Source organism: Nocardia farcinica (assembly GCF_029867845.1).
Lineage (GTDB): Bacteria > Actinomycetota > Actinomycetes > Mycobacteriales > Mycobacteriaceae > Nocardia > Nocardia farcinica_A.
This window is the reverse complement of the sequence record NZ_JARWRU010000825.1, coordinates 1-4,868: the sequence shown is the minus strand read 5'-3', so window position 1 is coordinate 4,868 and position 4,868 is coordinate 1. Positions and strand designations below refer to the sequence as shown.

The following is a 4,868-nucleotide window of genomic DNA, read 5'->3' as shown; positions in this document are numbered from 1 at the left end:
ATCGTGGTGAGCTCCGGCGCCGCCGCCATCGCCGAGCCGTACGGCGGCTGGTATTCGGTCACCAAGGCCGCCATCGAGCGCCTCGGCGAATCCCTGCGCCTGGAACTCGCCCGGTTCGGGATCTCGGTGTCCATCCTGGCGCCCGGTTGGACGGTCACCCCGATCATCGAATCCTCGCCGCACGTCGGCACCCCCATCGCCGACTACGACCAGGACCGCGCCGCCGTCCTCGACCGGGTGCGCGGCTATCTCGCCCGCGGCCAGCAGGCCGCCGCCGTCGCCGACAAGACGCTGGCCGTCCTCACCGCCGCCCGCCCCCGCCGCATCTACCTCTGCGGCCGCGACGTGCGCACCTCCTTCTGGACCCGCCGCCTGCTGCCCGACGGCCTCTACCAGCGCCTCGTCCGCGACTACTACGGTCTGTGACTTTCGGCGTTCCCGCCGGGGCGGCGGGATCGGCTACAGTCTGACTGTTTTGTCGGCAGCTACCTTCGGCGGACCCACGATGCTCGGAATCGGATCGACGGCAATCGTCGTGGCGGAGACCGTCGCCGTGCTCGTGCTCGCGGCGCTGCTCGCCCACACCAGGATTCAGCTGACCCGCACCGGAAAGGCCCTGCGACGCGCCGAGTCCGCGTTGGCCAGGAGCCGGCGCGAGCTCGCCGAACTGGAGCGCCGTGTCGACACCCGCCGCCAGTTGGTGGCCAGCGGCCGCGAGGCGGTCAGAACCGTCTGGGAGACAGCCAATCTCGTGCGCGAGAAGGGTCTGCGCCGGGTCATGCTCGGCTCCATCGAGGAACTCGCGGGCTGGGCCCAGGTGGAGCGCCCCGACCTGGCGCGGCTGGTCCCCGACGGTCACGTGGCCATCGTCTTCTCCGACATCGAGGGCTCCACCGCCCTCAACGAGCGCATCGGCGACGCCGCCTGGGTCAAGCTGCTCGACCGCCACGAGAAGCTGGTCCGAAAACTCGTCGCCGCCCACGGCGGGCACGTGGTCAAGAACCAGGGCGACGGTTTCATGATCGCCTTCGCCGAAGCCGCCCAGGCCGTGCGGTGCAGCCTCGACATGCAACGCTCCCTCGGCAAACTCGCCACCAAGGCCACCGGCCCCGGCGGGGTCCGCGTGCGCATCGGCATCCACACCGGCAAGTCGGTCCGCCGCGGCGACGACCTGTTCGGGCGCAATGTCGCCATGGCGGCGCGGGTGGCCGGGCAGGCCGACGGGGGGGAGATCCTGGCCAGCGAGGACGTGCGGTGCGCGGTGGCGGGTGAGCCCGGGATCGTGCTCACCCCGGCGCGAGAGGTCGAGTTGAAGGGCTTCACCGGAACCCACCGCCTCTACGCCGTCCAGACCGCCGACGAGTCGAAAGCGGTCTCCTGACACCCAGGGAATTTCAGCGCGCGGCTGGTCCTCCGGGCGCCCGGGGCGGGCACGGTCCCGGCTCGCTCACCAACGGTCGCGGTGGATCACCGTTTCCGGCTCGTGGCGGCGGACCGGCCCGAACCGGCCGCGCGGGTAGCCGACCGGGATGATCGCGAAGGTGTGCACCCGGCGCGGAATGCCCAGCGCCTTCTTGAATTCCGGCTCCATCATCAGGTGCCAGGTGGTCAACGTGGCGCCCAGCCCGAGAGCGCGGGCGGTGAGCAGCAGGTTCTGGACGCTGGGATAGATGCTCGCGGCCTCGGCCATCTCGGCGGTGCGACGGAGCAGGCGCGTCATGGTCAGGACCCGACTGGGGCCGAGACCCATGGTGGCCCTGGCGATATCGCGGGCCTGGGTACGCAGCCGCGCGAAGTAGGGGCCGGAGTCGTAGCAGGCGACGATCACGGCGGGGGTCTCGTGGAAGTGGTCGCGCTGGTAGCGCAGTGCGGCACGCAGCTTCTCGTGCTGCTCCTCGGTGGAGCCCGGCGGGACGGCCCGCGCGATCCCGGCGATGTAGAAATCGGCCACGACGCGCCACAACTCGGCGAGCGCCGCGATCCGCTCCCGGTCGGTGACCACCACGAACTGATAGCCCTGCGCGTTGCTGCCGCTGGGCGCCCAGGTCGCCGACCGGACGAGCTGGGTGAGCAGCTCGTCGGGCACCGGCTCCGGCGAGAGCCTGCGCATGGCGCGCATGGTCGACATGATGTCCAGCAGCGGCGCGTCCGAGCCGAGCGCGGGGCGGCTCACGCGATGCCCCCCGGACAGACTGTTGCTGGTGTGTGCGACGACATCGGCAGTACCTCCACGGCTGTATGGCCGGGCACGTCAGGTCACGCACCCGGCCACTCGATGAGATGTTCGATTGTAATGTCTCTCATCACCTCGACCCCGTTCGCGTCGCCCCGCCCGCCAACCGGCCGACGGCGATTCCCGAGGCCCCAGGACCACGGTCGTCACAGCACCTGGAGGTACATGCGCACCGACGGGTCCGCCGAGCTCGCCAATTCCGCAAGCGTTCCCGCGGCGAGCACCCGCCCGCCGCTCATGACCACCACCCGGTCGGCATACCCGGTCGCGGTCAACAGCGGGATGTCGTGCGTGATCACCAGGCAGGCGACGCCCGCGTCGGCGCACGCCCGCAGCGTCTGCCACAGCGCGTACGCCGTGCCCTGATCGAGCGAGGCCGTCGGCCCGTCGGCGACGAGCACATCGGGATCGGTCAGCAGCGCGGCCGCCAGTGCCGCGCGCTGGATCTGTCCCGTGGAGTTCTGCCCTGGCAGCAGATCCAGCGCCTCGAGCGGGTAACAGGCCGCAGCACAAACCTCCTCCAGCGCGCGTCCGCGGTGCGCGGCTTCGATCTCCCGCAACTGCGCACCGACGGTCCGTTCCCGTGCGAACGCCGTGATGCCGTCCTGCGGGACATACCCGACCGCGCCGTCGACCACGACCTCCCCTGACATCCGCGCCGATCCCGGCAGGTTGCCGGTGAGCGCGTAGGCGGTCATCGTCTTGCCGTCCCCTGGGCCACCGAGCAGCGCGGTGATCTGCCCGGCCGGGACGGTCAGATCCACCGCGTCGAGAACGACACCCCGCCAACGTGGTGTCTCGATCTCGACCGTGAGGGAACGCAGTCGGGCTGGCACGGTTCCCAGTCTGCTCGATCGACCGCGCCGCCGGCCGGGAATCCGGCGGCGGCGGGTGATCGTCACGCGCTCGTCACGACGTGGCGGTCCGCGCCTCGCTCTGCGAGTCCGGTTCTGGTTCCGGCGACCCGGCCGGCTCCGCCGCGCGCGGGAGCAGCGCGTAGCCGAGGCAGACCAGGCCGAAGAACAGGTAGCCGAGGGCGACCTGTGGGGCCGCGGCCCAGTCCACTTCGGCCGCGTGGATGAGGCCGATCCAGCTGAGCACAGCGCCCACCCCGGAGGCGACGGCGGCGGCGACGAACTTCTTGTCCAGGACGAAGGTGACGATGGCGCCGAGGACCAGACCCGCCAGCACGGCGCCGGAGCCGAGGGTCTTCAGGCCCTCGTAGACGACGCCCGCCTGGCCGAGGGCTTCGGCGCCGACCTGCTCGGCCGAGGTTCCTGCCGCGCTGAGCGCGTTGTCGATCAGCCCGACCGCCCATTCGGCCAGATTGGGCAGCAGAGCCGCGACCACGGCGACGGCGTGCAGACGCGGGACGGCCTGGAAGGCCTGGGCGCCGATGAGCAGGCCGATGTAGAGCAGGATCGGCACGATGGCGGGGATCGGCAGCAGGGTGGCGAGCAGGCCGAACAGGCCGAGCAGGCACATCAGGCCGATGACCGCGCCGCTGGCCAGCGAGTAGCCGGTGCGGCCGCCCGCGTCCTTCCAGCCGGGGTGACCGATGTAGACCGCGGGCGGGAAGGGCGAGCCGAAGCCGGAGCCGATGACGGCGCCGAGGCCGTCGGCCAGCAGGACACTGCGCAGGTTGTAGTTGTCGCCCGCGGCGGCGGCGCTCTCCACATTGCTCATGGCCTCGGTGAAGTTGTAGACGCCGAGCGGGATGGCGGTCGCCAGCAGCGGGGCCAGATTGCTCAGGCCGTCGAAGAGCAGGTCCAGGCGCAGGTCGGGCAGCCCGAGGGCGATGTCGCGGGCGGCCTCGGCGACGTCGGGGGCCGACATGAAGCCGCCGATCCAACCGATGGCGGTGCCGACGAGCAGGGCGACCAGGCCGACGGGGATGTTGCCCGGCAGCTTGGCGTCGGTGAAGAAGCCGATCAGGATGATCGCCAGCACGGGCAGACCGATCCAGGCCGCCTCCCACATCTGTGCGGCGGGGCGCATGGCGATGAAGGTGACGGAAATGCCTGCCAGGGTGCCGAGCATGGCCGCGCGCGGGGTGATCCGGCGGATGAACGGGCCGACGAAGGCGCCGATCATCACGATGATGCCGATCATGAACGCCCAGGCCAGACCGGCCGACCAGGCTCGCAGCGCGTCGCCGGTCTTCAGGTAGATGGGCAGCATCACCACGAAGACGACGATGAACATGTGCGGGACGCTGGGCCCGTAGGGCAGGGCGGTGACGGTGTCGCGGTTCTCGCGCCGGGCGAGCCTGCGCGCCAGCAGCATGTAGTAGAGGTTGCCCAGGACCAGGGCCAGGCCGAGGGCGGGCAGCACGGTGCCGAGGACGTCGCCGCTGGGGATGTGCACCACGGCGATCGACAGCGTGGTGAGGGTCAGGACATTGACGAGGATGTTGAACGACAACCCGAAGAAGGCATTGGTGTCGCCCCTGGTCCACCACGGCAGCGACAGCCGGGTGACGGGGCTGGATTCGTCGGGGAGTTTCGTGTCGACGGACATGGGCTTTCCTTGCGCGCGGGGGTGGCCGGACTATGCGGAGGTGCTGGTCGGGGTGGCGGCGGCGAATGCGTCGATGACGGCGGCCGAGTCGGCCACCCAGCCGAAGATCCCCCCC

5 protein-coding genes are annotated in these 4,868 nt (G+C 71.0%); 2 read left to right on the top strand and 3 right to left on the bottom strand.

The window, feature by feature from the left end:
- The coding region (locus QH283_RS17920) for an SDR family NAD(P)-dependent oxidoreductase (RefSeq protein WP_280504139.1) at nt 1-426 on the top strand (426 nt) is incomplete at its 5' end.
- Between the two features lie 79 nt (nt 427-505).
- The gene (locus tag QH283_RS17915) at nt 506-1,381 is read left to right on the top strand and encodes an adenylate/guanylate cyclase domain-containing protein (RefSeq protein WP_280504138.1); all 876 of its coding nucleotides are present in this window, start codon (nt 506-508) and stop codon (nt 1,379-1,381) included.
- Between the two features lie 66 nt (nt 1,382-1,447).
- On the opposite strand, the gene QH283_RS17910 is transcribed toward QH283_RS17915, so the two are convergent.
- The 3 genes from QH283_RS17910 to QH283_RS17900 form a co-directional block, all read right to left on the bottom strand.
- The gene (locus tag QH283_RS17910) at nt 1,448-2,173 is read right to left on the bottom strand and encodes a nitroreductase family protein (protein ID WP_280504137.1); all 726 of its coding nucleotides are present in this window, start codon (nt 2,171-2,173) and stop codon (nt 1,448-1,450) included.
- A 206-nt stretch (nt 2,174-2,379) separates the two neighbouring features.
- Nucleotides 2,380-3,069 (bottom strand): ATP-binding cassette domain-containing protein, encoded by a 690-nt coding sequence (locus tag QH283_RS17905; RefSeq protein WP_280504136.1) that lies wholly within the window; start codon nt 3,067-3,069, stop codon nt 2,380-2,382.
- Nucleotides 3,070-3,142: 73 nt separating this feature from the next.
- Complete coding sequence (locus QH283_RS17900; RefSeq protein WP_280504135.1) at nt 3,143-4,753, bottom strand: regulator; 1,611 nt, start codon at nt 4,751-4,753, stop codon at nt 3,143-3,145.
- Nucleotides 4,754-4,868: the final 115 nt, after the last annotated feature.

Coding starts and splice junctions, on each gene's coding strand:
- QH283_RS17915 (WP_280504138.1), top strand. CDS start 506: ATGCTCGGAATCGGATCGACGGCAATCGTCGTGGCGGAGACCGTCGCC.
- QH283_RS17900 (WP_280504135.1), bottom strand. CDS start 4,753: ATGTCCGTCGACACGAAACTCCCCGACGAATCCAGCCCCGTCACCCGG.